2 protein-coding genes are annotated in these 2812 nt (G+C 41.6%); one reads left to right on the top strand and one right to left on the bottom strand.

Going from position 1 to position 2812, the window contains the following annotated elements; translation table 11 throughout:
* Positions 1–141: 141 nt before the first annotated feature.
* The gene (locus FGQ53_RS11480) at positions 142–555 is read right to left on the bottom strand and encodes an EamA family transporter (RefSeq protein ID WP_138338897.1); all 414 of its coding nucleotides are present in this window, start codon (positions 553–555) and stop codon (positions 142–144) included.
* Between the two features lie 215 nt (positions 556–770).
* Here FGQ53_RS11480 and glmS point away from each other — a divergent pair, with 215 nt between their 5' ends.
* Positions 771–2585 (top strand): glutamine--fructose-6-phosphate transaminase (isomerizing), encoded by a 1815-nt coding sequence (gene glmS / locus FGQ53_RS11485; RefSeq protein ID WP_138338900.1) that lies wholly within the window; start codon positions 771–773, stop codon positions 2583–2585.
* Positions 2586–2812: the final 227 nt, after the last annotated feature.

Genomic DNA, 2812 nt, shown 5'->3' on the forward strand with positions numbered 1-2812 from the left:
TTCAAGTGGGCTTTTATTTGTTTTATCATGGGAAATCCCTCCTTAACTATAAGTTTATCACATAAAAAAGAAACCCAGATACAGAATTGCATTTGAATTTCTTAACTTAATGACATTGGATGGCATTCATCTCACTTTTTATTACAATATCATCACCAAGGTCCCAATCGTAATCAGGATACAGCCAATGATTGTTTTAAACGTCAGGACATCCTGTAGGAAGAAAAAGGCTAGAACGAGGGTAATGACGAGACTGAATTTATCGACAGCAGATACCTCAGTAGCATTTCCCATCTGTAGGGCCTTGTAGTAGCAGAGCCAGGAGGCGCCAGTGGCCAAGCCTGATAAGATGAGAAAGAGCCAACTTTTTTTACTGATGTTGATAATTTCGGTCTGACTATTGGTCAAGAAAACCATGGCCCAGGCCATAAGAATGACGACGACTGTACGAATAGCGGTTGCTAGATTGGATGGAACTCCCTCAATCCCAATCTTGGCTAAAATTGACGTTAAGGCTGCAAAGACAGCTGATAAAAGTGCGAAGAAAAACCACATGGCAAATACCTCCTCTTTTTATTATAAGTAATTGATGCTGACTTGTCAGGTATCAAGTGAAATTCTGATAAAATATCATCTAGAAAAACTATACCAATTTTTATCCTTGACAAGTGAGAAAAACAAGTATATACTGTCTTTGCTGGTTCTGTAAAATGAAAATCAGACTATACCAATTTAAGGAGAAAGCACAGCTGGTCTGTGTCGTATATACTATGTGTGGAATTGTTGGTGTTGTTGGAAACACAAATGCAACTGATATTTTGATTCAAGGGCTTGAAAAGCTCGAATACCGTGGCTATGATTCTGCGGGGATTTTTGTCCTAGGTGGTGCTGAAAATCATCTAGTTAAGGCTGTCGGTCGTATTGCAGAATTGTCTGCTAAGACAGCTGGTGTTGAGGGAACGACTGGTATCGGACATACGCGTTGGGCGACTCACGGAAAACCAACTGAGGACAATGCTCACCCACACCGCTCTGAGACTGAACGATTTGTCTTGGTGCACAACGGTGTGATTGAGAACTATCTTGAAATCAAGGAAGAATACCTTGCAGGTCACCACTTCAAGGGGCAAACAGATACAGAAATCGCTGTTCACTTGATTGGGAAATTTGCAGAAGAAGAAGAAGAAGGTCTCTCAGTTCTTGAAGCCTTCAAAAAAGCTCTTCACATCATCCGTGGTTCTTATGCCTTCGCTTTGGTCGACTCTGAAAATCCAGATGTCATCTACGTGGCGAAAAATAAATCACCACTTTTGATTGGTCTTGGAGAAGGCTATAACATGGTCTGCTCAGATGCTATGGCTATGATTCGTGAGACCAACCAATACATGGAAATTCATGACCAAGAGTTGGTCATCGTCAAGGCTGATAGCGTGGAAGTTCAAGATTATGATGGCAATCACCGTGAGCGTGCTAGCTATACTGCGGAACTTGACTTGTCAGATATCGGTAAAGGAACTTACCCTTACTACATGCTCAAGGAAATTGATGAGCAACCAACTGTTATGCGTAAACTCATCCAAGCCTACACAGATGAGGCAGGTCAAGTAGTGGTTGACCCAGCTATCATCAAGGCTGTTCAAGATGCAGACCACATTTACATCCTTGCAGCTGGGACATCGTACCACGCAGGATTTGCTTCTAAGAAGATGCTGGAAGAGTTGACAGATACACCTGTTGAACTTGGAATTTCATCTGAGTGGGGCTATGGTATGCCACTTCTCAGCAAAAAACCACTCTTCATCTTTATCAGCCAGTCTGGTGAAACAGCTGATAGCCGTCAAGTTTTGGTTAAGGCTAATGAAATGGGGATTCCAAGTTTGACAGTTACAAATGTGCCAGGATCAACTCTGTCACGTGAAGCTAACCATACTATGCTTCTTCACGCGGGTCCTGAAATTGCCGTGGCATCAACTAAAGCCTATACAGCACAAATCGCAGCCCTTGCCTTCCTTGCAAAAGCAGTCGGAGAAGCGAACGGTAATGCAAAAGCGCAAGCCTTTGACCTGGTTCATGAGTTGTCAATCGTAGCTCAGTCTATCGAATCAACTCTTTCTGAAAAAGAAACCATTGAAGCTAAGGTTCGTGAGCTTCTTGAAACAACTCGTAACGCTTTTTACATTGGGCGTGGCCAAGATTACTACGTAGCTATGGAAGCAAGCCTTAAACTCAAAGAGATTTCTTACATTCAGTGTGAAGGCTTTGCGGCAGGAGAACTCAAGCACGGAACTATTGCCTTGATTGAAGAAGGAACACCTGTCTTGGCCCTCTTGTCAGATCCAGTTCTTGCTAACCACACTCGCGGAAATATCCAAGAGGTCGCAGCCCGTGGTGCCAAGGTTCTCACTATCGCAGAAGAAAATGTTGCTAAAGAGACAGATGATATCGTTCTTACAACCGTACACCCTTACCTCTCACCAATTTCAATGGTCGTACCAACACAATTGGTTGCTTACTTTGCAACTCTACACCGTGGTCTCGATGTGGATAAACCGCGTAACCTTGCTAAATCAGTAACGGTAGAATAAGCTAAAAAAGTCTAGTTATCTAGGCTTTTTCTTGTGAGCAAATTTATTGAAAGTAAAAATAATTAGTGATAGAATACCCTAAAACTAATACTAGACTAAAATCAAAAAACATCTTATAATAGTAGTTATGAAACTTACAAATGAAGAAACACAAAAAATTGAAAAACTCCTAAGAGATTCATCGTACGCCAAATATCACAAACGTCTACAGATTATTTATTTTCGCT

Origin of the sequence: Streptococcus mitis (genome assembly GCF_005844455.1) — a bacterium.
Taxonomy (GTDB): Bacteria; Bacillota; Bacilli; order Lactobacillales; family Streptococcaceae; genus Streptococcus; species Streptococcus mitis_BF.

Bases quoted from the DNA above. Each gene is read 5' to 3' on its own strand.
- glmS (WP_138338900.1), top strand. From the start codon at position 771: ATGTGTGGAATTGTTGGTGTTGTTGGAAACACAAATGCAACTGATATT.
- FGQ53_RS11480 (WP_138338897.1), bottom strand. From the start codon at position 555: ATGTGGTTTTTCTTCGCACTTTTATCAGCTGTCTTTGCAGCCTTAACG.